Source organism: Acetivibrio sp. (assembly GCF_035371925.1).
GTDB lineage: Bacteria > Bacillota > Clostridia > Acetivibrionales > Acetivibrionaceae > Hungateiclostridium.
This window is the reverse complement of the sequence record NZ_DAORXT010000029.1, coordinates 1-25,581: the sequence shown is the minus strand read 5'-3', so window position 1 is coordinate 25,581 and position 25,581 is coordinate 1. Positions and strand designations below refer to the sequence as shown.

19 protein-coding genes are annotated in these 25,581 nt (G+C 36.8%); 12 read left to right on the top strand and 7 right to left on the bottom strand.

Annotated features, from left to right (window positions below; genetic code table 11):
* Positions 1-2: 2 nt before the first annotated feature.
* Positions 3-767 carry an RNA polymerase sigma-I factor gene (gene sigI, locus PLH43_RS05880; protein WP_324361071.1) on the bottom strand — a complete coding sequence of 255 codons (765 nt, stop codon included), beginning with the start codon at positions 765-767 and terminating at the stop codon, positions 3-5.
* 280 nt (positions 768-1,047) lie between these two features.
* Between sigI and PLH43_RS05875 the strand changes: the two genes are divergently transcribed.
* Together PLH43_RS05875 and PLH43_RS13670 are read left to right on the top strand one after the other, a co-directional pair.
* A complete protein-coding gene (locus PLH43_RS05875; RefSeq protein WP_324361069.1) occupies positions 1,048-2,418 on the top strand; it encodes a hypothetical protein in 1,371 nt (456 codons plus the stop codon).
* Positions 2,419-2,908: 490 nt separating this feature from the next.
* On the top strand, positions 2,909-3,778 hold the full coding sequence (locus PLH43_RS13670; RefSeq protein ID WP_349255142.1) for a Crp/Fnr family transcriptional regulator: 870 nt from the start codon (positions 2,909-2,911) through the stop codon (positions 3,776-3,778).
* A gap of 38 nt (positions 3,779-3,816) precedes the next feature.
* On the opposite strand, the gene PLH43_RS05860 is transcribed toward PLH43_RS13670, so the two are convergent.
* Positions 3,817-4,335 (bottom strand): ECF transporter S component, encoded by a 519-nt coding sequence (locus PLH43_RS05860; RefSeq protein ID WP_324361067.1) that lies wholly within the window; start codon positions 4,333-4,335, stop codon positions 3,817-3,819.
* 304 nt (positions 4,336-4,639) lie between these two features.
* Between PLH43_RS05860 and PLH43_RS05855 the strand changes: the two genes are divergently transcribed.
* The 6 genes from PLH43_RS05855 to PLH43_RS05830 all read left to right on the top strand — a co-directional run bounded on the left by PLH43_RS05855 (position 4,640) and on the right by PLH43_RS05830 (position 14,989).
* Positions 4,640-5,146 carry an O-acetyl-ADP-ribose deacetylase gene (locus PLH43_RS05855; protein WP_324361065.1) on the top strand — a complete coding sequence of 169 codons (507 nt, stop codon included), beginning with the start codon at positions 4,640-4,642 and terminating at the stop codon, positions 5,144-5,146.
* A gap of 441 nt (positions 5,147-5,587) precedes the next feature.
* Positions 5,588-6,460 carry a transporter substrate-binding domain-containing protein gene (locus PLH43_RS05850; protein ID WP_324361063.1) on the top strand — a complete coding sequence of 291 codons (873 nt, stop codon included), beginning with the start codon at positions 5,588-5,590 and terminating at the stop codon, positions 6,458-6,460.
* A 165-nt stretch (positions 6,461-6,625) separates the two neighbouring features.
* Positions 6,626-8,281, top strand: a complete 1,656-nt coding sequence (locus PLH43_RS05845) for a methyl-accepting chemotaxis protein (protein WP_324361061.1) — start codon at positions 6,626-6,628, stop codon at positions 8,279-8,281.
* A gap of 228 nt (positions 8,282-8,509) precedes the next feature.
* On the top strand, positions 8,510-13,207 hold the full coding sequence (locus PLH43_RS05840) for a RecQ family ATP-dependent DNA helicase (RefSeq protein ID WP_324361059.1): 4,698 nt from the start codon (positions 8,510-8,512) through the stop codon (positions 13,205-13,207).
* 228 nt (positions 13,208-13,435) lie between these two features.
* On the top strand, positions 13,436-14,341 hold the full coding sequence (locus tag PLH43_RS05835; protein ID WP_324361056.1) for a diacylglycerol kinase family protein: 906 nt from the start codon (positions 13,436-13,438) through the stop codon (positions 14,339-14,341).
* A 99-nt stretch (positions 14,342-14,440) separates the two neighbouring features.
* A complete protein-coding gene (locus PLH43_RS05830) occupies positions 14,441-14,989 on the top strand; it encodes a sigma-70 family RNA polymerase sigma factor (RefSeq protein ID WP_324361054.1) in 549 nt (182 codons plus the stop codon).
* Between the two features lie 57 nt (positions 14,990-15,046).
* Here PLH43_RS05830 and PLH43_RS05825 read toward each other — a convergent pair whose 3' ends face one another.
* The 4 genes from PLH43_RS05825 to PLH43_RS05810 are packed head-to-tail and all read right to left on the bottom strand — an operon-like array spanning position 15,047 to position 18,524.
* Entirely contained in the window at positions 15,047-15,682 is a 636-nt protein-coding gene (locus tag PLH43_RS05825; RefSeq protein WP_324361052.1) for an ABC transporter ATP-binding protein, read from the bottom strand.
* Positions 15,683-15,712: 30 nt separating this feature from the next.
* Complete coding sequence (locus PLH43_RS05820) at positions 15,713-16,588, bottom strand: hypothetical protein (RefSeq protein WP_324361050.1); 876 nt, start codon at positions 16,586-16,588, stop codon at positions 15,713-15,715.
* Positions 16,585-17,358, bottom strand: a complete 774-nt coding sequence (locus PLH43_RS05815) for a hypothetical protein (RefSeq protein ID WP_324361048.1) — start codon at positions 17,356-17,358, stop codon at positions 16,585-16,587. The genes PLH43_RS05820 and PLH43_RS05815 overlap by 4 nt, the downstream gene beginning before the upstream one ends.
* Before the next feature lie 2 nt (positions 17,359-17,360).
* Complete coding sequence (locus PLH43_RS05810) at positions 17,361-18,524, bottom strand: hypothetical protein (protein ID WP_324361046.1); 1,164 nt, start codon at positions 18,522-18,524, stop codon at positions 17,361-17,363.
* 459 nt (positions 18,525-18,983) lie between these two features.
* On the opposite strand from PLH43_RS05810, the gene PLH43_RS05805 reads away from it, so the two are divergent.
* The gene (locus PLH43_RS05805; RefSeq protein WP_324361044.1) at positions 18,984-21,938 is read left to right on the top strand and encodes a glycosyl transferase; all 2,955 of its coding nucleotides are present in this window, start codon (positions 18,984-18,986) and stop codon (positions 21,936-21,938) included.
* Between the two features lie 75 nt (positions 21,939-22,013).
* Here the strand turns inward: PLH43_RS05805 and PLH43_RS05800 are convergent, their stop codons facing one another.
* On the bottom strand, positions 22,014-22,235 hold the full coding sequence (locus PLH43_RS05800) for a hypothetical protein (protein ID WP_324361042.1): 222 nt from the start codon (positions 22,233-22,235) through the stop codon (positions 22,014-22,016).
* Between the two features lie 151 nt (positions 22,236-22,386).
* Between PLH43_RS05800 and msrB the strand changes: the two genes are divergently transcribed.
* From msrB to PLH43_RS05785, 3 genes are all read left to right on the top strand, one after another.
* Complete coding sequence (gene msrB / locus PLH43_RS05795) at positions 22,387-23,388, top strand: peptide-methionine (R)-S-oxide reductase MsrB (RefSeq protein WP_324361040.1); 1,002 nt, start codon at positions 22,387-22,389, stop codon at positions 23,386-23,388.
* An 81-nt stretch (positions 23,389-23,469) separates the two neighbouring features.
* A complete protein-coding gene (locus tag PLH43_RS05790; protein ID WP_324361038.1) occupies positions 23,470-24,351 on the top strand; it encodes an NADH:flavin oxidoreductase in 882 nt (293 codons plus the stop codon).
* Entirely contained in the window at positions 24,352-25,407 is a 1,056-nt protein-coding gene (locus tag PLH43_RS05785; RefSeq protein WP_324361036.1) for an FAD-dependent oxidoreductase, read from the top strand.
* Positions 25,408-25,581: the final 174 nt, after the last annotated feature.

Sequence of the window (25,581 nt, the reverse complement as noted above, 5' to 3'; positions counted from 1 at the left end):
TTTCACCGTCCCATTGTATCATATATGTATTTTTTTAATATCTCAAGGTCGCTCTTAAGTATAAAAACCATAGCAATAATGAATTTCCTGTTTTTCTCAAGAGTTCTGCGAGATAGATTAAAACGCTCGGCCAACTCTTTATATGGGAGGATTTTCCTTTCTCTGAATGACTGATATAATGATTCATTCTCTATGATGATTTTTGCCACATTAAGGCATAAAACTATAGTATCGCGATGTTTTGGAGAACATTCAATCAAGTCTTCAATGGTCATTTTATATTCGTATATTTTTAACTCGAGATTCTTAATCTCTTCTTTAGTTTCAACTTCAATGCTGTAGTCTGAATTTTTATCATATAAAAACTTTTCTTCAAAGGTATTGTTGCTATGCTCACTAAAACCGGTATTATAATTATTGAGATATGAAAAAGGTACGGTTACAACGTTTTTATTTGTGCTTCTTAAATAATCTATAAGCCTTCTTTTAATTACTTGCTTTGAAAAGCTTACAAATTTCGTCTTTTTATTCAAATCATAAGATTCAATGGCTTCATTGAATGCAATGAGGGCAATACTGTATTCATCGCTTTGTGTCAAGTTGTTTTTTTTACCTACCAATTGTGATACGCATTTTAGAATAAAGGGTTTAAAGTCATCAATAAACTTATTTCTAAGTAAGGTGTCGCCTTCTTTGATTTTTTTTATAATTTCCAAAAAAGAGTCTTTCTCTTGCTGGAGTAAATTGTACGAACTAAAATTTATCAATGAATATTCCCTCCCCCTATAGAGAATTCGTATACTGGTTCTGTTTTAATTCGGAAAATGACAATAAAGTGTAAGAATAAAACCGTTTTTTTTACTGTTTAAAAAACAAGACTAAACCGAACAAAAAAAAATAGTGTTACCGAATGACTTGAGCGAAAGAAATAAAAGTTTAAAAAATCTATATTCGGCAAGATTATGCTGTAATGCAAATATAAGCCATATAAAAGTAAGATATATGGCTTGTAAAATAAAAAATATAAAGTAAAGGAGAGAATGTAAAATGAAGAGATTTGCAAGTTCTTTATTGACTGCAGCATTGGTGTTTTCTGTTACAACAAGTGTTTTTGCTGCAAAGGGTCCGGTTCAAAATGAGATTTACAACAAACCGGTGAGCCAGATCATTCACCCAAAATATGTTGAATCTATTGTTGAAAAGAAGGAATCGGCAAAAATTAAAGCAGCATATGAGGAAGCTATTGCCAAATTGGAAGAAAGCCACAAAGCTGTACATGAAGAAATAAAGGCTGTAGAAAAAGTAAAGCCTGTAGATGAAGAAGCAATATCAAAATTAAGAGAAGAAGAAAAAGCGTTGCACGATGAAATAAAAGCTAAAAGAGATGAATTAAACAAGTTAATTGAAAGAGTTAAAAAGGTTGCTCAGTATGGAGAAGATGCATTAGCTAAAATTGAAGCGGCAGAAGCTGATTTTGCAAAAGTGGAAAGTGCAATAAAAGAAAAAATCGAGAAAATAAAAGCTGAAATAAAGGCTTTGAAGGAAGCGGAAGAAGTTGATGAGGAAGCAATTGCAAAATTGAAGGAAGAAGAAAAGGCATTGAACGAAGAGTTAAAGGTTAAGAGAGATGCGTTGAAAAAGCAAATTGACAGAATAAAATTGGTTGCAGAGTATGGAGAAGATGCAGTAGCAAAGATTGAGGCTGCAGAAGCCGGTTTTGCAAAAGTAGAAAGTGAAATAAAGGGAAAAATTGAAAAAATAAAAGCTGAAATAAAGGCTTTGAAGGAAGCGGAAGAAGTTGATGAGGAAGCAATTGCGAAATTGAAGGAAGAAGAAAAAGCATTGAACGAAGAGTTAAAGACTAAGAGAGATGCGTTGAAAAAGCAAATTGACAGAATAAAGTTGGTTGCAAAGTATGGAGAAGATGCAGTAGCAAAGATTGAGGCTGCAGAAGCTAATTTTGCAAAAGTAGAAAGTGAAATAAAAGAAAAAATTGAGAAAATAAAAGCTGAAATAAAGGCTTTGAACGAAGCGGAAGAAGTTGATGAGGAAGCAATTGCGAAATTGAAGGAAGAAGAAAAGGCATTGAACGAAGAGTTAAAGGCAAAAAGAGATGCGTTAAAAGAGCAAATTGACAGAATTAAATTGGTTGCAGAGTTCGGTAATGACGCTATAGCTGAGATAGAAAAACAACAAGCATTGTTTGCTGAAAAGATTGCTGCATTGGAAGAAAAGAAAGAAGAAGTACAGGCTGAATTGAAAAAATTAAGGGAAGCTAAGCCGGTTGATAAAAAAGCTGTTGATGAATTGACAAAGCAAGAAAAAAGCTTGAATGATCAGATTAAAGCTGAAAAGGAAGCTTTAGAGGCTATAATTGAGGATATCATTTATGCTGCAATAACTAAGAAAGCAGTTTAAAAATGATAGTATGATATTGTGCAGGAATGAATGAGTAAATTCCTCCTTGGCATGAATAATTACCAAGGAGGAATTTTTTTGCTGTTTTGGACTATCCTAAACTAAATAACTTGAATATTATTAATTACATTTATAGAATAATTTGAATTTGGAGGAAGAATATAATAATCAATTCGAAGCATAGGATGCTGTTGTTTGTCACAATGCTTTTTTTCTGTTTACTCAACTTTTGACTGTTGGGGCTGAACCGCCAAATGATTCTAACATCTTTAATGACATTGAAGGTCATTGGGCACATTTTTGGATCGGATTAAATGCTGAACTGGGAAATATTGCAGGTTATGAGGACGGAAGCTTTACTTTGTTCCATGACAAGGATCCTCCTCATAATTATAGTGATTGCATTGATTTATTAATATAATGTTAGTAATGATTATATTTGCAAAAATAAATAATAACAATAGAATCCGCCTTCGAGGAGTGCTGCTTTATGGCCAAAACCTTTTATTTTGATGAGATGCTTCCTTTTTGGAATGAGCTTGATAATCTTGAAAAGGAAATGATTAAGCAAGGCAGTATTGAAACTAAATATAAAAAAGGTTCGCTTCTGCATAGTTCTGAGCAGGGATGCAAAGGCATTATGCTATTATTATCGGGTGGTCTGCGAACATACATTGTTTCGGATGAAGGACGAGAGGTTACACTGTTTCGTGTCAACAAAGGAGAGGCATGTGTTTTGTCAGGTTCCTGCCTTATGGATTCTATTGCTTTTGATGTTATGATAGAAGCAGTAGAAGATACGGAAGTGATAATAATTCCGTCCTCTGTGCTGTCGCAAATCATGGAGAAGCATCCCAGGGTTGAAGTTCTGCTGCCGATTATTATCGCAGTATTTGGCGGCAACAAGTGGTTTTGCAACAATATGTGCGGGCGTGGGCAATTGCTTTCTAAATTGGGTGGTTTACTGAAGTTTTTCAAAAACAAGCAAGCCCCTCGATGGCTGACATCGAAATGGTTCAGATATGGTTTTCTGGGGTTTTTTCTTCCAATGTTTTTCAATATGATATTCCAGACTTATTTGGTTGCGGCAAAGGCGAGAACATTAACTCAAGCAATAAAGCTATTTTGGACATTCAAAGTGCCATGGGGATGGACATATACGGCAGGGATAGTGCCGGATTGGATTGCCCAGTTTAGCTTTGGATTTTATAGCCTGATGCTTACATCCATGTTGCTAGGACTTATTGTAATGGTGTTTTACAAGCCAAGAACATGGTGTACCTTTTGTCCAATGGGAACAATGACTCAATCCATTTGCAAATTAAAGCACAAATCGAATTTAAATAGTAATTTCAAATAATAACTAAAATAACTAAAAGCATAATTAATTCAATAAGCTTAAATATGTCTTTCAAGCCTATAGATGATGGGTATTGCAATAATTCCTCCTATCAGTGCCGTCACAAGCTGAGGCCATCCGAAAGCAGCACCGGCCAAAGCCATTGCCTTGTTTTTAGGCAACAGTTTAAAAAATGGAATGATGTAAAGCAGAGAACCGTAAATAACTGCAAATTTAGCAATTGAACCCAAAATTATGCCGATAACTTTTTTCTTTCTAAAAATATAAAATGCGAGTACAAGAACGAAGTTGCCCAAAGCAACAAACGGAGCCAACGGCAAGGGCATTGTCGCACCCGTAAGGATTGCCCCGTAAGGTGCCAGAACGGATATTACAGCACCGCTGAGAAGTCCAACCAAAGCGGAGGATATAATAAGACAGGCATTAACTAAAGGCCCAACTATAAAATTACTGTTTTGCCCTAGAGGAATACGCCTTCCAAGAGATTGGAAAACTATGGTTAATGCCAAAAGCATTGCTGTTCTTGTAAAATATTTGAGCTTATAATTATTATTCATTTTGATATCCTTTCTTTTTTCCCGTTTTATGATATTGATTCATGCCTATCATTATATATTATCTTAAGTTTTATAAACAATACATACGATTAATATTTTTGCGAAAAACAAGTAAAAAGAGTTTGACTGCTTGGATTGAAAAAATCGATATGTTGAATCAAAGTGTCGGGTAAAAAACTTGTGATACTTACTGTAAAATATTATAATTTTAGTATGAGCTTTTTAGGATAAATTCCGAAAAAACACTGATTTACCGTGACATAAGAAGATACAAAAGAAATTTTGCTTGCAAAGGGGTAAAAATATGGATCGTTTTCAAATCATTAAAGGTGACATAACAAAGATAAATACTGATGCAATTGTTAATGCCGCAAACAGATTCCTTCACGGAGGAGGAGGGGTGGACGGCGCTATACATCGAGCTGCGGGACCGGAGCTTTTGGAAGAGTGCCGGAAGCTGAACGGGTGTGAAACCGGTAATGCTAAAATTACAAAGGGATATAATCTTCCGGCAAAGTATGTTATACACACGGTAGGCCCCATTTGGCGAGGTGGAGACAATAACGAAGACGAACTGTTGGCCTCCTGTTACAGAAGTTCCCTTCAGCTTGCAGTGGAGAACGGATTGAAAACTGTTGCTTTTCCTTCAATCAGTACCGGTTCCTACAAGTTTCCTCTAAATCGGGCTGCAAAGATTGCAATACGGGAAATAACTAATTTTTTGCGTGAAAATGACAGCTTGAGTCAGGTAATTATGGTGTGCTTTGATGAGCTCACAAAGAAAGCTTATGAGGAAGCATTGAAAAGTTAAATAGGGGACAGTTCTCTGTTTGATATCATCCTGCTGATTATTGTAAACTTACGGCGGGATGATTTTCTATTAATAACTATATAATTTCTGTTACAGGTTATATTATCCAACATTTCTTTAATAATGGTTGCTAAATTGTTCTGTTATTAATCCCGATATAATAAATAGTGAGATAAATCTTTTATTCCAAACCAAATCATTGAACTATGGTGACGCAGAGTATTTTGAAAGCTTACTCGGCAACTGTGCCATTGCTGTTATTTCGATAAGTTTTCTTTTATACTTTTACGAAAATTGCTAATTACTTAAAAAACTTAGATGCTGCAGGTATTACAGCCAAAGGTTCTACATAAGTAAAACTTTAGCCAATAATTATGTAAAAGTATGACATATTCAATAACCAAAAAAATGACAATAAAAAGTTAAAGGAGAATGATACCAATGAAAAGACTTTTTTCTTTAGCGATGGCTATGGTATTTATTTTTGTGTTATCAGGATGCAAAAGTGTTGAAAGCAGCAGCGGCGATAATGACACCCAACCGGTTCAGAGTGCCGCAAATACCCAAAATAAAGAAAAAGAAGATGCATCAAAAAACGAAACTTCTGAAAATGAGCTTCAAATTTCGTGGTTTGAAAATCCCCCACACATATTCATTGACGAGCAAAGCGGAAAATTGACAGGTGCTGTATATGATTTGCTTGAACAAAAAATAGCACCGAAAATGAATGTAAAGCTTGTGTGGGATAAGGAAGGAACCTCCATTCCAAGGCAAACAGCCAATTTTGAAGCTGATACCAAACCTTTTGCTTCTGCCTTGCTTACCAAAAATCCTGAAAGAGAAAGTGTTTCTATATGTTCCGAGAAAGCCTTTTTTGACAGTCAAACAGCAATAGCAATAAAAAAGGATAATCCTCTAAATGAAATTAAGGGAGTTGATGACATACTTGACCTCACCATCGGATATGCTGAAAAAAGTTTTATAAGTGATTTTATGAAGGATTCCAGGATACAATTTGATTTTGTATCGGCAAGCAACTATCACGAAACAAATTTAAAGAGACTTGTGTCAGGGATGATAGATGCAGCTTACGCTCCGGATAAAGCGGCATTTGTAAAATTGATAAAGCAGATGAATTTAGAAAATGATGTAAAAATACTTGATCTTCCCGAAAGTAAAGCAGGTTTTTATGTGGTATTTTCCAAATCGGCAAGCAATTTTGCAGAAAAATACAATGAAGCAGTAAAAGACATGGATTTGGAAAAAGAGTATCTTGACATGTTGGCAAAATATATTGACGTATCGAAGCTGTAATCCCGGTTATTGTATGCCGGAATCTGTAAGCGGCCGATGTTATTTATCTGTGGTATTAAGATTATTATTGTCTTTAGAGCAAAAAACACAATAATAATCTTATACAACACATTTTACCAAAGAGTATTCTATTATTTCCAATATTAAATCCTTGGAGGAAATATAATGAAAATTTTAGCGAAACTAAGAAATGAGTTTTTAAACAACAATTCCAAAACAAAGAAAGCCAAACTTGGATACGCAAAAAAATTATCATCACGTTTTTCTGTTCCGACGATAATCGGTCTTATGGCTTTTTTGCTTGTGTATAATTTCTCTTCTGCAATCGTTGCATATACTAAGCAGAATAAAAATTTGAAAGAAAGAGCAGAGGCACTTTTAAGGATTGCAGAAGTATGCTCGGTTGAACCGCTATGGCAATTAAATTTTGCTGCACTTGAGTCTATAGGGGATTCTTTGATGGAAAATGAAGAAGTTGCGGCTATTGAAATATTCGATTATAATAATAAATCTTTATTTAGGAAAGAAAAAGACGGTGAGCAATACCAGGAGAAAAATTTGCTACCTCCTTTTAAATGTGATGTCTCGCGCGAACAGGAAAATGTTGGAAGAATAGAATTAACCGTTACTAACTACCATGCCAGAGAAGAAATATTTAGCAGAATAGCTAAAGAACTGATACAGGTTATGATAATTACATTTATTTTTTGGGGAATAATTTTATTCGTTTCCAGAGGCATTGTAAAATCTATAAAAAAGCTCTGCGAGCTTGTTGATAAAATATCCCGTGGAGATCTTACCTCAACCGTTGAGATTGATTCGGAAGATGAGATCGGCTTTTTAGGAGAAAAAATTCTCGAAATGTCAGATAATCTTTCACATTTAATTATTCAAATAGATCAAACTTCAAATTTATTGCGTGCTTCGTCGGCAGAACTGGCTAAATCCACAAATCTGAATTATGCGCTCAATAAAGAGATATCCTGTGCAATTGATCAAATAGCTCAAGGTGCTACACAACAGTCAATGGATATAAATGAAGGTGTTGAAGAGGTTAATGAGCTTGCAAACATAATTGAAAAAGTTATTGCATCGACAAACATCCTTGAAAATGAAATAACAAGCACGGAAGAATTAAAAAATATAGGGATGGAAACTATCAATAATCTTAGTGAGAAGACCAAGAAAAATACTGAATTTTCCGGAAAGATAAGTGAAACTTTACTAAATTCTCGAAGAGGTGTAGAACAAATAGGCAAAGTATCGGAAACCATATCAAATATTTCAGCCCAAACCAACCTTCTTTCCCTAAATGCAGCTATTGAAGCGGCAAGGGCCGGAGAGGCGGGAAAAGGATTTGCTGTAGTTGCAGATGAAGTCAGAAAGCTGGCAGAACAATCATCTAAATCTGTTAATGAAATAAATAAAATAATAAATGATATAAAATTAAATACGAACAATATGGAAGAAATGATAATTGAAATAAATGAAATTTTAAATGACCAATCAAACTCTGCGGCTCAGACAAACCAGGTATTTAGTGAAATTGCGAAGGCAATAGAAAATACAAAGCGTAGAGTGGAAGACGTGTTTTCACTGGGAAGCAATATGGAGGTAAAGAAGAATAAAATAGTTGAAATGATGAACGATTTGTCTGCAATTATGGAAGAAACGGCATCCAGTACTCAGGAAGTATCTTCGTCGGTAGATGAGTTTTCAAAAATGATTGAAAAACTTAATGAAACAAGTTCGGATATGGAAAATACAGCTAAATCCCTTTCGGAATCAATAGGGAAGTTTATTGTAAAAAAAGACGAGTGATGAGACTTTTGCTGTATTTTGCGATAAAGTCCCTTCGCAGGAAATATGTTAAGTTTTCTTGCGAAGGGATTTTTTAGTATTTATAGGTTGCAGGAAGTCTCTTTTTCGTTTTCTTAAATGTCAGGTTTGGCTAAAAAGTAAGTTGATTGCAAATAGTCTATACATTTAAAGCATTTATCAATATAATAATATTATGTTGAATCGTTTGTCTTTTAGGGAGGGCGGGATGTGAAGAATATAGCCTTTATCGATACTTTGTATCTTTCGCCACTTCTGTTTCCCCAAAAACCCTACCATTCTCTTGTAAAAGACGACAAGCTTCAGACCGATGATATCAATAATCCGCTGAATGATTCAATAAAAGCCAGGGACCTTTTCTTTGATGAGGTCAAGGCTTTTCATAAATTGGATGATGAATTGAAGCGGATTTTTTATACTCTGTTAAAAGACAAAGAAGGATTTTCTGCCTTTTTTAGGTTCATTAACGAGTCTTTGACAGGTGAAATTGCAAATAATCCAACCGGATTTGATGCCCCGAAGGCTTTATTCGGGTATGAGCAAAAGTATTGCGACCCGGAAAAAATGATCCGGACCAAATTCCGCTTTCAAATATGCGAAAGTGCCGATTTAAGTAAAATTATATCCCAAAGTCCAATTGAATTATCTTACTGTCTGGCACTTATCAATACGAGAAGTCATGACTCCATTACTCCGCCATGGGTGATCAAAAACTTTCCGGAAGTAGAACGAATCATGTTTCTGCTTAGAAACAATCCGTGCTTGGAAGGCTGCGACTACTGCAATGAGGCTCTTGACATCCATAAGGCTTTAAAAAAGTACTTTGGATACGATTCCTACAGAATGTACAATTGCGAACCATTGCAGGAAAAAGCCGTCAGAGCGGCTGTATCCAATAAATCGCTTATTGCTGTGTTTCCCACTGGCGGGGGTAAATCAATTACTTTTCAGGTGCCGGCTTTAATGAGCGGAAGGAATTCAAAAGGACTGACGGTGGTTGTTTCACCCCTTCAATCGCTGATGAAAGACCAAGTGGATAATTTAGAAAAGGCAGGTATTACCGAGGCGGTTACCATAAACGGTCTGCTGGACCCTATAGAAAGGGCCAAGGCCTATGAAAGGGTTGAAAACGGTTCGGCATCCCTTCTTTATATTTCGCCTGAGGCTTTGCGCTCAAGGTCAATTGAACGTTTGCTTTTGGGAAGAAATGTTGTACGCTTTGTCATAGACGAGGCCCACTGCTTTTCGGCATGGGGACATGATTTTAGGGTTGACTATTTGTATATCGGTGACTTTATAAAATCAATTCAGGAAAAGAAAAACATGGTAGAACCCATTCCCGTCTCTTGTTTTACAGCAACGGCAAAGCCGAATGTCATTGAAGACATAAGAAATTATTTTAGGGATAAGCTCTCTATTGAGATGGAGCTTTTTACTTCGACTGCAACTAGACGTAATCTTAGATACAAGGTATTTGAGAGAAAAAGTAAAGAAGAAAAATACAATACATTAAGGGATTTGATTGAAGAAAAGAATTGCCCCACAATAGTTTATGCATCGCGAACCAAAACTGTAGAACTGCTGGCAAAAAGGCTGACAGAGGACGGCTTTTCGGCAAAAGGCGTTCACGGAAAAATGGATAAGGATGAAAAAACGAAAAATCAAGATGCCTTTATAAAAGGGGAAGTCCAGATCATGGTTGCAACATCTGCCTTTGGAATGGGAGTGGATAAAAAAGATGTGGGATTGGTTATTCACTACGATATTTCCGATTCCCTTGAAAATTACGTTCAGGAAGCTGGAAGAGCCGGAAGAGATGAGAATATAACTGCAGACTGTTATGTATTGTATAGTGATGAAGACATCAATAAACATTTTATTTTATTGAATCAGAGAAAGCTGAATATTGAAGAAATACAGCAAGTATGGAAGGCGATTAAAGACGTTACCCGAATACGGTTAAAAACATCTCAATCCGCATTGGAAATCGCAAAGAAGGCTGGTTGGAATGAGAATCTGAATGATGTGGAAAACAGGGTGAAGGCGGCGATTGCAGCATTGGAAGATGCCGGATACATTAAAAGGGGACAAAATATACCCCGGGTATTTGCCAACAGTATTCTTGCAAAGAATGTTCAGGAGGCAGCCGCTAAAATTAATGCTTCCGACAGGTTTGACGAAAAGCAAAAGCAACATGCTGTCAGAATAATAAAGAGCCTTATTTCTAGCAAAAGAAGAAAGAACCCGAGAGATGAAGAAGCAGAATCCAGGGTTGACTATCTCTCGGATCGTTTGGGAATCCCCAAAGAAGAGATTATTCAGATCGTGAACTTGCTTCGGGAAGAGCAAATCCTTGCTGATGTCAAAGATCTTGTGGCATTTATTAAGAAAAAGGAAAATCAAAAACGATCACTAAGCATATTAAAGTCCTTTGTAAAAATCGAGAATTTTCTTTTGAGTGTTTTTTCAGAGGAGGAAAAGGTGTTTCATATAAAGGAACTCAACGAGCAAGCCGAATACTATGGCTGCAAGGATGCAACACCCAATAGTATAAAAACTGTTATAAATATGTGGGCTATAAAAAACTGGATAAAGAGGGAGTATGCAGGCTTTTCGGCAAATCACATTGCAGTAATTACTTTGTATGACAAAAGAGCGTTTGAAGAAAAGCTAGCCAAAATCCATGAGCTGGCAGAGTTTATATTGGAATACCTTTATGATAAAATCAAATATAGCATTTTGGGAAATAAAGGAACAGAAGAAGATAAAGAGGAAGTGGCAGTTGAGTTTTCGGTTCTCGAACTTAAAGAAAAGTTTGAGCAAAGAATAACACTTTTTAATACCAAGGTTTCTTCGGATGATGTTGAGGATGCGCTTTTTTACCTTTCGCGAATTGGAGCATTGAAAATAGAGGGCGGCTTTATGGTTGTTTACAACCCCATGGATATCGAACGTATTGAAAGGGATAATAAAAAGCGGTACAAGGTTGAGGATTATAGAAAGCTTAAAGCGTTTTACGAAAACAGAGTGCAGCAGATTCATATTGTCGGCGAATACGCAAGGAAAATGATTAACGATTACAAAGATGCCCTTCAGTTTGTGGATGACTATTTCTCGCTAAATTACAGCTCTTTTTTAAATAAATACTTCAAGGGAAGCCAGCAGGATGAAATAAAAAGAAACATTACTCCGGCGAAATTCCATAAGCTTTTCGGGGAACTTTCACCCACCCAGCTTAAAATCATTACCGACAATGAGTCAAAGCATATTGTGGTTGCAGCAGGTCCCGGAAGCGGGAAGACCCGGGTCCTGGTTCACAAGCTGGCATCACTTATGTTAATGGAGGATGTCAAGCATGAGCAATTGCTGATGCTGACTTTTTCGCGGGCTGCAGCCACTGAATTTAAGAAACGGTTGCTAAAACTTATAGGCAATGCTGCTGGCTACATAGAGATTAAAACCTTTCACTCCTATTGCTTTGACCTTTTAGGAAGAATCGGAACACTGGAAAAATCCGATGAAGTAATAAGAGAAGCTATAATGAGAATCAAAAACGGCGATGTTGAACCGGGAAAGGCAACAAAGACGGTTTTGGTTATAGATGAAGCCCAGGACATGGATGCCGACGAGTTTGAATTAATCTGTACCCTCATGGAGAAAAATGAGGATATGAGGGTGATTGCAGTTGGGGATGACGATCAAAATATTTATGAATTTAGGGGTGCGAGCTCTAAATACTTGGAGCAATTGATAAAAGAAAAAGACGCTGTTATGTACGAGCTTGTGGAAAACTACAGGAGCAAGAGTAACCTTGTGGAGTTTACAAACCAGTTTGTAAAGAAAATATCTAAAAGGCTCAAGAATATACCTATTGTTGCCGTTCAAAAAGATAACGGAAGGATTAAACTGGTCCGATACAAAAGCAGCAATTTGACTGAGCCGATGGTTAACGATATCCTTAACATAGGGCTTTCAGGTTCGACCTGTGTTTTGACCAAAAGCAATGAAGAAGCATTGCAGATTGCAGGCCTGCTGGCCAAAAACGGAATGCAGGCAAAGCTGATTCAGTCCAATGAAGGATTTAATCTCTACAATCTTCTTGAAGTGAGGTTTTTTCTAAATTGCCTCAACTTGTCCAAAGAAACCTATATGATAGGAGAGGACACTTGGGCAGATGCGAAACGCAAATTGGCAGACAAGTTTTGTAAAAGCCCCAACTTGGATTTGTGTCTAAATATCATCAAAGACTTTGAAGCAACAAATCCTAAAAACAAATATAAGTCAGACCTGGAGATTTTTATTCGGGAATCGAAAATGGAAGATTTTTTTACAGAAGGGTTGGAGACTATATTTGTTTCAACCATTCACAAGGCCAAGGGAAGGGAGTTTGACAACGTATTTTTGATGCTGGACGGGTTTAATCCCAAAACGGATGAAGAGCTGAGGCAGCTGTATGTTGCCATGACAAGGGCAAGAAGTAATCTTGTCATTCACTATAATGGAGATTATCTTGACTCCATAAAAGTTTTAGAACTTGAGACAGTTTGCGATTCAAATATTTATTACTCTCCCTGTAAACTTGCAATGCAGCTGACCCATAAGGATATAGTGCTGGACTTTTTCTTTTCACGGCAAAATTTGATTGCATGGCTGACAAGCGGAGATGAGCTGGTTGTGGACGGTAATTGCTGCAAAAATTTAAAAGGGCAAGAGGTAGTGCTTTTTTCAAAACAGTTTAGAGGTAAAATTGAGGAAATGAGGCAAAAAAACTATATTCCCAAGAGGGCAAAAGTGAGATTTATTGTGTATTGGCAGAAGGAAGGTTCGGAATACGGGATTAGGATTGTGCTGCCCGAGGTCTATTTTGAAAGGACAACAGAAGGCCGGGATGCTGCTCCTAATCTGTAATTATTTTGATTAAAAGTTTCAAATCCATATTTTTCCTTTGTATATTTTGCAATATTCTTTCTATCATATTAAATGTTTTGCAGTTTCTAAGCTCTCTTATATGTTTTCCTCCTTATTGCGTATGTTTCAAGAGCAGCTGAAAAATATTAAGGCACTTTAAAAATGAAGAATAATATATTGAGTATAATATATAGTAGATTGATTTTAGCTTTTCGTTAGAGGTGAATAATGAAGCATTTGTTTATCATTAACCCGTTTGCCGGTAAAGGCGGCGGTGTTGAATACGTTGAGAAAATAGAAGAGTATTTTATGAAGAACGAGGAGCTCGGCAATGTAGAGCCTTATTATATAGAATTTACAAAGGGACCCGGCCATGCTACTGAAATTACGCGAAAATACGTGGAAAATGACCGGTACAGAGTCTATGCAGTAGGAGGAGACGGGACTTTAAACGAAGTCTTAAACGGCGTTATGGACAGCTCAAGCAGCCTTGGGGTAATTCCGGCAGGAAGCGGGAACGACTTTTTTAGAAATATCGGAGATACCATAGATTCGAGCCTTTTGTACAGGACAATAAACGGTGAGGAAAAATATATTGATGTGGGCAAAGTAAACGGCCGTTATTTTTTGAATGTTGCTTCTGTGGGAATGGATGCCGAAATTGTGGCTAATGCCAGGAAATTCAAAAAGCATCCTTTGTTTTTTGGCATGAGCTCTTATATCGCGGGAATTTTTTATACTGTATTCCGGTATAAAAGCTTTAATTCTATGGTAAATATCAATGGTGTGGAGCATAACAAGGAAACTCTTCTGCTCGCCGTTGCAAACGGTAAATATTACGGAGGGGGAATGAAAATTGCTCCTTTTGCGGACATAAATGACGGTAATTTTGATGTTTACCACATTGATAAAGCAAATCCGCTTAAAATCGTATTGTTCTTTCCGCAGCTGATTAGAGGCAAGCATGAGTCAATTAAAGAGGTCAAATACTTTAGGGCAAAGGAAATTAAAATACGTTCGGAAGAAAGCTTTCTTTTAAATGTAGACGGTGAAATATTCGACTGCTGTGAAGCCAATTTTAATATTATTCCCAATGGATTGAGGATGGTTATTCCGTTAAAAACCTCAAATTGACATTATGTATTATATGTGATATATTTACATAAAAGGTTAATAAAGCAATATATGAATAATTAGTATTTTAATTATTTATAATGTAAGGGCGGACGGAAAATGTCAGCAAAAAATAAGGCGGATAGTATATTGAATGAAGATGGTTTTTCCTTATTATTTTCGGAAAACTATGAAAAAATATATAAACTAGCCTTATCTTTTACATATGATGAGGAATTGTCAAAAGATGTAGCTCAAATAACTTTTATGCGGGCATTTGAAGGATTAGACAAATTAAAAGACAAGTCCAAATTCGATGTTTGGATTCGTGCTATAGCAGTGAATGTATCTAAAGATATGCTAAGGCAGAAAATAAATAATAGAAACAAAATCGTATACTTATTTGATAAAGACAATAATGTATTGGATTATATACATAAAACAGCACGGGTTGATAGTATAGATGAACAGTATGTGAAGAGAGAAATGTTAAAAGATATATTAGTACATATAGACAGATTGAGTTTGGAAGAAAAGAAAATCTTATTTCTAAGGCATTATAAAAATTATACATATTCTGAAATAGCAAAACACATGAATATGAAGCAAAGTACGGTGGGAATGAAATTATTAAGAATTAAAGAGAAAATTACCAGCAAGATAAAATAGAGTATTTGCCCACTTTAATCAAGCTTATATGAGACTTGATTAAAGTGGCAATAATACTTAGCGTATTTGAGTTAACTTACCTGTATCCATTTCACAGACGGTATCGCATAGAGCATCGATATCTTCGCTGTAGTGAGATGATAAGATAATTGTAACTCCTTGTTTATTTAGGTCTTTAAATAGTTTTCTCATTTCAGTGACACCTTGTTTATCAAGTCCATTCATGGGTTCATCAAGTATTAATAATTCCGGATTTTCCATTATAGCTTGTGCTATTCCCAGTCTATGGCGCATTCCCAAAGAGTATTTTCGGACATGCTTTTTCATTTTAGGATCGAGTCCTACCTTTAAAAGGGTTTGATTAATATCTTCTGTGCTTACTTTTTTATGGATGCCGGCAAGCAGCTTCAAATTTTTATATCCACTTAATGAGCCTATAAAGCCAGGGGTTTCCAGGATTATCCCTATATCTTGTGAAACAGATGGCGTTACTTTTTTTCCGTTTACGATAATCTCACCTGAGGTGAGCGTCATAAATCCGCATATGCACTTGAATAATACTGTTTTTCCCGAACCATTGCGTCCGATAATACCATGTATTTTTCCTCTTTCAAAATTAACATTTACATTATCTAATGCTATTGTTTCTTTAAATGATTTATAGGCATTTCTTACTTCCACTATATTATCCATTTCTAACATCCCTTCTTTTCATAAATCGCTTCATTCCATGCCTTCGGCTGTATTTATATCTTTTTTGGCAAATAATATAACGGAAATTACGCTAAATATTATTGATGTTCCAAAAAGAAATATGACAGCGTATTGAAGTGATGGAGAGTCCCCCGAATTATACCAGTCTATATACTGTAAACTGCTCCAGCTAAGTGGGGAAAAATAGTAAACCTTGAGTCCTGTTGTTATGCGGCCTACGAATATGGAAAAATATGAAATAAAAACCAATACACCAGTAGTTATTATACCACTCATTTTTCCAAGAATTAGATTTAAACTGAAAATAACGATTCCTGTAAATAATGTGACTAAGAAGAACAAAGCTAAGCTTATAAGTGTAGCTTCAATTGCTGAAAATGTAGTAACTATACCGTTATTTATTATGACTGTCAGGTAAATTCCTTTCTGAGATGCGCTTGAAGGGTTCATTGCCAATGTTCTGATAACCTTTCCCCAGTCACTGGTAAATTCTATATGAGGGAAAAAGCAAACTACTGTCATAATATAATTGATTATAGTGTATAACAAACTGGTGAAGAAAATGTAAAACAGCTGCCCAACTACCCAGGAGGTTCTACCTGTTCGCACCATAAGAAAAGGAGTGTGTCTGTCTATAAAAGGAGCATCGCAAAACAGAAGCATTGCGAAACATCCGTAAACAGGCATCATTGTAGGAAAAGTTAATAAGTGTGGAAATATCCATGGGCTGATACCTTCTCCAACTGATTTTGCATACTCATATACTCCGGAAAAATTCCATATATTAAAAGCTAATATTAATGCAAAAAGGGTATAGATTTTAATGTTTACTATCCACTTTTTATAATTAACAATCGAGCACAATAGGGCATTTTTTATATTCATGATTTCTCAATCCTTTTCTTAATTTGATTTATAGTAATATACAAGAGAAGGCCAAGGATTGCTACTACAGGTATCAATTTATACAAAAAAGCTGTTGCAGGGCTTACATCAGAATAAATACCTTCAATCAAAAAACTTGGTTTAAAAAAATTAGGTATTGGAGCTTCAGTTGTCAGTCGCATCAGAACAAAGTATATAACTATAGGTGCTGCCATTGTGCTGAACTTATTAGGTACGAAAGTTGATATTGTTAAAGCCATACCTGCAAATAACGCTCCTGATAATGAATAGTGAACGGTGAGTACCAAAATATACATCCATGGTTGATTGTTTTTTAGCAAGATTCCATAACCACTTTGGTCACCTATATATCCATCGGATAATGGAAAAAATATCAACATAATCAATGAGAAAACAATCATGCTGCTAGCAACGGAAAAAAAACCAGCAATGACCGAAGATAAAAATTTACTGATTGCATATTTGCTGGCTCCTGTACGTATAACCCAGAAAGTCAAGGCTTTATCTTCTAAATCTGATGCGAAAGATACTGCATATGGTAATATAGGTGCTATAAATAATATAAATATAGTAGAACCACTGCCGGTTAAGGCATGGCTAAGCAGACTAAAAACATCGGATGTATTGCTAATGTATCCTGAACAACTGATGAACATAACAAACATTGTAAACACTATTGAAATAACGAAATTAAGTGATAATAAGGCTCTGTATAGGTCAGTTTTTAACAAAGCTATAAGCGTTTTCATTGTTACCACCTTGACTGATATAATTTACCTGTTACGGCATTGACGACATCATATTTATATTGTGTATGTAATTCTCCATTAAATTCTATAGTTTGAGTACTACAGAATACCCATCCGGGAATCAATTCAAATACATCACCTTTAGGGATACTTAGATAACATAATTCTGCTGAAACAATGCTTACGTCATTTTCCAATATTGTAAGTGAATAATCCTCAATCAATGTATTCAAAGCTTCATAAACATTAATTAGTCTATTGATTTCAATCTCATCGATAACGTTAAGAATAGACTTTGCATTTATTTCCTTTATCCCTTTACTGTCATAGACCAAATTAATGTATGTCGCAGGCATAAAATTTCCAAAAGCTGAGCTCTTAGTACCATCAGGCATATACCATTCTCTGTTTATAATCGGTATATTATCAACGAGTTGTCTCAAGGAAAAAATGTAACATTCATCTTCTTTTGTCCAATCTAAGTTTTTTAACTCTTCTTCAACTGATGCACTTTTAAGATATAGTTCGTAATGAGATTTAATAGTTTTCAGATCCAATGAGTAGGTTTCATGAACATCAAATTGAGGTATTTTGGCTGCGTTTATTATTCTTTTAATGTCGGTCAGTGCATCTTCATAGGATAAAAAATTCAAGTCGGTATATGATGAATAATCATCATTGGAATTATAATCACTCTTGCTAAACGATGGATAATAAAAATCACAATTTGCGACAGTTGACAATTTATTTATTTCACCATTAACAATTCTACTATATCTGAATCCTCCTTTTAGACTGGTTTTAATACCAAAGCTTTTACCACCGTCATATATGCTTAAAAATTCTTGTGTGTTACCGGCAGACGCAATAAATTGTGGACCTTCAGCCCAGATTTTTTCTTCAGTTACGCTGCTTTTCATAAATGCATCTATAAGCTTTTGGTTATCAAAAACAATATGCTCTGCTTTATATGTTTTTGCAGCCTCAACGCTTTTTATATCGTCGAGGTTTATGTCTATCGATAATTTTTCAAGCAAACTTACAGTTTCCAAAAAGGTTTTGCTGTCCATGTTTTGAAAATCAACAGCTTTTTCAGAGGTACTGCATGATGTCAATATTCCCAAAATAAATATTGATATTGAAACAATTAAAATATACTTTTTCACTTTTATCTTCCTTTCATATGTAAAGATATTTAAATATATTTAATTAGTATATTTATCAATAAACTGTATATTTTGGAATTAAAAGTACATCCGCCGCAAATTGTTTTTTATACCTTATAATATAAGACTGGCATAGGTGATAAATTATCACATAAAAATTAAACATTTTTACTTTTTACAAAATATCACTTATAAAGAAATGACAGATTGTATTGCAGAGGTATAAAATGCTATTGGTACATTGCATCTTAAACTGTAAAAAATAAGTATTAATTTTTTTAATGTTTATTAAAATTTGGGATAATTTTTCGACTGTGAGGTTTTGGTAAAACAGCCGAATCGGAACGAAAAAGCACACTTTTATCTAATATTGACAATTAAAATACCATATGAGATAATTGTTCTGAATTAGCCCTAAGCAGGGTTTGAAACTAATATTTTGCTGGTAGGAGAATGGTTATGATTACAAAAGTAACATCCAGAAATAACAAAATTACACCTGTTGATTTATTAACTCAAAAGTTTGGAAGTAAAATTAATCTGGGCGATTATGCAGATGCAATTTTTAGTGATGCTGCGTTTAAAAATGTAATAGGAATTGCAAATTTGCCTATGAAGGCACCGGTAATGCAGGTTCTTCTGGGAAATTGCATAGTTTTGGAATATGTTAATCAATATGTACAAAATCAGTCGGCTTGTCTTGTTGATGACGGACAGCAATTTAGTATAGTGCTCGAAGACGGACAAAAGATTCAAGTACCTCAGGATGTAGATAAAGCTATCCGTGCCACTGTAGGCGATGTAAAGCATTGGGCAGGTTATTTGACGGAAGACGGAGAGCACGTAATCGACCTTTTAAAACCGGCTCCAGGTCCGCATTTTTATGTGAATTTGCTTATAGGAAACAGGCTTGGTTTTAAGAGGACATTGCAAACAACGCCAAAAAGTGTTGTTGACAGGTTCGGAAGGGGTTCGTTCCGTTCCCATGCGGCAACCCAGGTATTGTCAACAAGATTTGATGTTCGCCAGGAGGAAAACGGTTTCCCGGCAAACAGGCAGTTCTATTTGTATGAAAACGGCAAACAGATTTTCTATTCTGCATTAATTGATGAAAATATTGTTGAGGCTACATGCAAACACTCCTGCAACCGCACAGTAATAAAGTACAAAACGGCATGTAATTTGGAAATCACAAGAACGATCTTCTTGGTGCCCCATAGAAAAGGATTCCCTCTTGCAACGGAATTGCAGAGAATTGAAATAAAAAATGCATCGGATAAACCAAGAAATTTATCCATAACATATACGGGAATGTTCGGAACAGGCGCTATTCATGCGATTTTTGAAGATGTTACATATACAAATGTCATTATGCAAAGCGCTGCCCTTTACAATGGCAAGGGTGAGTTTATCGGAATAACTCCGGACTATTATCCCGAGGAGTTTAAACAGGATACAAGATTTGTTAGCATGATTGTCCGCAACGGGGACAAGCAATCTTTCCCGCAAAGTTTTTGTACCGACTACAATGATTTTATAGGCAAAGGTACATTGGAGCATCCGTCAGGCGGATACAATTTAAATAACAAGCTAAACCGTAAAGGCCCTGGATTCTTTGCATTGGGTGCACCGTTTACCGTTGAAGCAGGTAAAACAGTTGTAATAGACACATTTACCGGTTTGTCTTCCAGCAAGGATAACGAAAATTACAGCGATGCAGTAATGTGCAGCGAGCTGGAGAATTTGCTCAGCTATTTTGAAAAAAGTGAAGCTGTAGAAGAAACATTGAATGAGATTATAAGCTTCCATGAAAATTACTGCAAATATTTCGAATTCCAGACTGGAAACAAGCTGTTTGACTCAGGATTTAACAAGAATTTGTCATTCCAGGTATTGTATCAAACCTTTATGTCCCGTTCCTTCTGTCAAACACAGAAAGGATACCGTGAAATCGGATTTAGGGAAATTCAGGACTTGTTTGCATCTATGTACTACTTCATAAACATAGGATATCAAGATTTTGTCAGGGATCTGTTGTTTGAGTGGACTGCAAATGTTTATAAAATGGGTTATGCAAACCACAACTTCTATTGGGTGGGCAAGCAGCCGGGTCTGTATTCCGATGACAGCCTCTGGCTCCTGCAAGCATATTACAGATATATTGTTTATACGAAGGATACTTCAATATTAAATGAAGAAGTACCGGTTGCCGACGGAACTGGTGAAAAGAGAGCCGTACGGGATACATTAAAGGCTATCATCCAGTACTCCGCTTGCATTTCTATCGGTGATCACGGACTTCCGCTCTTAGACCATGCAGACTGGAACGATTGCTTGAAAATCGACAACAATTATATAGATGGTGCAACTAAAGAAAAATTGTACTACGAGCAATTGAAGAAGACAAACGGCAAGTATGGAGACCGCTTTGTAAGTGATCATTCTGAAAGTGTGATGAATGCTTTCCTCTTGAAGTTGGCAATTGACCATTTGGCTGAAATTGCGACATTGGATGAGGATACTCAATTGGCTCAAGAAATGAGCGAATTGTCAAAAGTGATTAACGATAGAATTCAGGAACATGCTTGGAAAGAAAACTTCTTTGCCCGTGTTCTTTTGAACCGATACAAGGATGGTTCCTATACTTACTTGGGAGCAAAGGGAGACAAGCTTTCCGATGACCCGAACATTGACGGTGTGTACTTCTTAAATAGCTTCTCATGGTCAGTATTGTGTGATACTGCAACCGATGAGCAAATAGCAATAATGGTAGACACTATCAAGAAATATTTGTTGACTAAATGCGGCTTGCGTTTAATATCTCCTGCCGATTTGAACAAGCTTGCAAATGATACTGCAACAGGCCACTATTTCTTTGGAGACAGGGAAAACGGTGCTGTATTCAAGCACGCTTCAATGATGGCGGCTGCCGCACTTGTCAAGGCTGCAAAGAAAGTTAAAGACAATGAGCTTGCCAAAGAAATGACAAGAATGGCATACTTTATGGTGGATTTGGTATTGCCGTATAAAAACCTTGAAAATCCGTTCCAAGTTGCAGGAAATCCGAGAATATGCACCCAGTACATCAATACTGAGACAGGGGAAAATATCGGACCATTGTTGAGCGGTACGGCAACTTGGCTTAACTTGACCCTTATATCTTTGGCAGGAATAGAATACACCAGGGAGGGAATCTCCTTCAATCCGATACTTCGTGAAGAAGAAACTCAATTGAATTTTGCATTGAAGGCACCGAAGTGCTCATATAAATTTAGTATTTCAAAGCCTGCTGGTTTTGCCAGAATGGAAAGTTCGGAGTATGAGCTTCTCATAGACGGCAAAAAGGCTGACAGTACTCTTATTCCGATGTTTACAGATGAAAAAGAGCATACGGTAACTCTTCGGTTTAAATAAAACATTATATTGAAAAATCGTTTGTAAAAATAAAAACCTTGGCCGCATATTACGGTCAAGGTTTCTTTGTAAGGTTTAGCGCTTTCCGGTATTTTGCCATGAACCGTCTTTTGTGCACACTGTTTTTGAACCGTCTTCGTTTTCTATTACAGAACCCACAGCATGCCTTTTGTGGTCATAAACGCAAAACGGGTCTTTTCCTGCGTTGCCTACTGGTTTATCGGAAACTTGTTTTACTTCGTCCGGTGGCGATATGGTATTTATAAAAAGTGAATCTTCTTTTTTATGATTCTTCATAATATCATTCCTTTCTCATACATATTATTTCTCAATCAAAGAGAAATTATAAATAATTGTGAGATTTGTCTGATATTTTGAGAAATTATAAGGGTATAAATATTTATATTTACATTATTTGAAAAATGAAAGTTAAGGAAGGGAATTTGTCATGAATAATCATTTTGAAGAATCGAACCTTAAACTGGCTGCTTTTGCAGGGGGGTGCTTTTGGTGCATGGTTCCTCCTTTTAAAGAACTTGAAGGTGTATATAAAGTAATTGCCGGATATACAGGAGGGCATGTTGAAAACCCAACTTATGAGCAGGTTTGTTCGGGAAATACGGGGCACTATGAAGCAGTACAAATCAGCTATGACCCTGAAAAAATCGGTTATGAAAATCTCCTTGACGTTTTCTGGAGTCAGATTGACCCGACAGACCCGGAAGGGCAGTTTTTTGACAGAGGACAGCAGTATCAGACAGCCATTTTTTACTATGATGAGGAGCAAAGGGAGCTTGCCGAAGCATCCAAAAAAAGACTCGAAAGCGAAGGGTACTTTGACAAACCCATTGCCACAAAGATAATAAAAGCATCTAAGTTTTACCCTGCTGAGGAGTACCATCAGGATTATCATTTAAAAAATCCTGAGCATTATAAAAGCTATAAGATTGGCTCGGGGCGAGAGGCATATATAGAGAAGACTTGCAGGATAAGGAAAAGAAGCAAAAATCAATATTCAAAATTGGATGATGAAACTCTAAGGAAAAAGCTGACCGGACTACAGTATCTGGTTACGCAGGAGAATGCTACAGAGCCGCCCTTTGATAACGAATACTGGGACAATAAAAAAGACGGAATTTATGTAGATATTGTATCCGGCGAGCCTCTGTTCAGTTCACTGGATAAGTTTGACTCCGGCTGCGGATGGCCGAGTTTTACCAAGCCCCTTGTTAAAGAAAATATTAAAGAAAGAATTGACAGGAGCCATTCGATGATACGTACTGAGGTGAGAAGCAAGCACGCGGATTCTCACTTGGGACATGTATTTACCGACGGTCCTGCTCCTACAGGCATGAGATACTGCATAAATTCTTCGGCTCTGCGCTTTATACCGGTAGAAGATATGGAGAAGGAAGGCTACGGGGAGTATCTTTATCTTTTTAAGAGGTAGTTAACGGCAGTTTGAGTTAATGTATTATTTTGTTTTTTTCCCGCAAACTATAGATATCATATAGTTTGAGGAGGAAGACAAATGGCATATGACAAACTTTTTGAGCCGGGATATATTGGAAAACTAAAGATTAAAAACAGGCTGGTAATGTCCCCAATGAATACCGATTTCTCTGTGGGAGACCCGGCAGTGCTTTCCGAAAGATATTTTGAATACTACAAGGCACGGGCAAAAGGTGGAGTGGGGCTTATAATTACAACCCACGTCAAGGCAGAAAAAAACATTGACCCCTATCCTCTTACCTTCGGTTATGCCACTCTTGATACTGCAAGCCAGATAAAGTATTTTAATGAAATAACCGAAATGGCTCACAGGTATGATGCAAAAATTGCCATTGAATTGTCCCCGGGTACCGGAAGGCTGGCGGATGCAACATTGAAAGACAGATGGCCTGTGGGACCTTCGGAAATTGAAATACTGGGTATGCCCGGGGTTAAAACACGGGAGCTTACCAAGGAGGAGATACACGGGCTTGTGGAGGCCTATGGAAGGGCTGCAGGACTGGCAAAACAGTCGGGATTTGACATAATTTATGTCCACTTTACCGCATATCTCGGGGACCAATTCCTTTCTTCAGTTTGGAACCACAGAACGGACGAATATGGAGGAAGCCTCGAGAATCGAATGCGGTTTTTGCTGGAGTGCATTGAGAGTGCCAGAAGTAATGTCGGAAAAGACTTTCCTATGATTGTGGGATTGGCTTTGGACCATGGTTTCCCCGGAGGAAGGGAGCTTGACGAGACAATAGAGATTGCAAAAAGACTTAAAAATATAGGCATAGATACGTTGCATCTCAGGAGGGGAAGCTATGACAACATGAATCTTCTTATACCTACGGAATATATGGAGGACGCTGTTTCTGTCGACTATGCCGCTAAAGTCAGAGAACAGGCTGGTATATAGGTGATTTCCGATGGAAATATTTCGGACCCGGTTCTTGCCAATAAACTGGTAGAGGAAAACAAACTTGATTTTGTAGGACTCGGAAGGGCTCTTTTGGCCGATCCTGAGTGGGTAAACAAGGTTCGTGCAGATAAGAAAGAGGATATTGTGCCATGCGTGCGGTGCATGCAGTGCATTAACAGGATATTTTTCGGACAGTTTGCCGCATGCAGCGTAAATCCTGTTCTCGGCAAAGAATACTTAAGTCCGATACTTCCTGCAAAGAAGCCTAAAAAAGTGCTTGTGATAGGCGGAGGAATGGCAGGCATGGTGTTTGCAAAGATGGCTGAAGAAAAAGGGCATGACGTTACTTTGCTTGAGAGTACGTCAAAGCTTGGAGGACACCTTCTCGAAGGTGCTATAATGGATCACAAGAAAGAGGTTGACTCCTACTGCAAGCATTTAATAAGGGAGATTAAAAACTCCAATGTGAAAGTGGAGTACAACACCCGGGCAACGAAGGAGTTGGTGAAGGAGTTAAATCCGGACGCAGTTGTGGTTGCGACAGGTTCCGTACCTGTAATTCCTGAGGTTCCGGGCATTGACAGACCAAATGTGAGGATAGCTACCAAGATGCTTAAAGAAGGCGGGGATACAGGGCAAAATGTAATTATCGTCGGTGGAGGCTTGGTAGGATGCGAGACGGGATTGTACCTTGCACAGAAGGGCAAGAAAGTAACCATAATAGATATGCTTCCGGAGGTGGCTCAGGACGTTATTTTCATGGCAAGATTTTCACTGCTTGAAGCCCTAAGAAGCAAAGGAATAGAGACCCAAGGCGGACTTAAGCTCACAGAAATAACTGAGTCGGGTATTATTGTTGAAGATACCAATGGAAACAAGAAGGAGATGACCTGTGATACTGTGGTAATTGCTACAGGATTAAAGGCGGATGACAGTTTGTACAATGAACTTGTAAATGAATTTGATGAAGTATATAGAATCGGTGACTGCATCAAGGCAAGAAAGTTTATTGATGCAACACAAGAGGCATTCCAAGTGGCGGCAGATATATGACGGTTAAGCTATAGAAAAAAGCATACATGGACTCATATTATAATAGGAATTACAGGAACATGCCGGCCCATGGGGATTAACATAATGCAATTGCCGGAAGTTTTAATGTGTGAGACGAGAGCGGTTAAATCTGTGAAAACGGATTTAGCCGCTTTTTAATATATGTTTGAATAC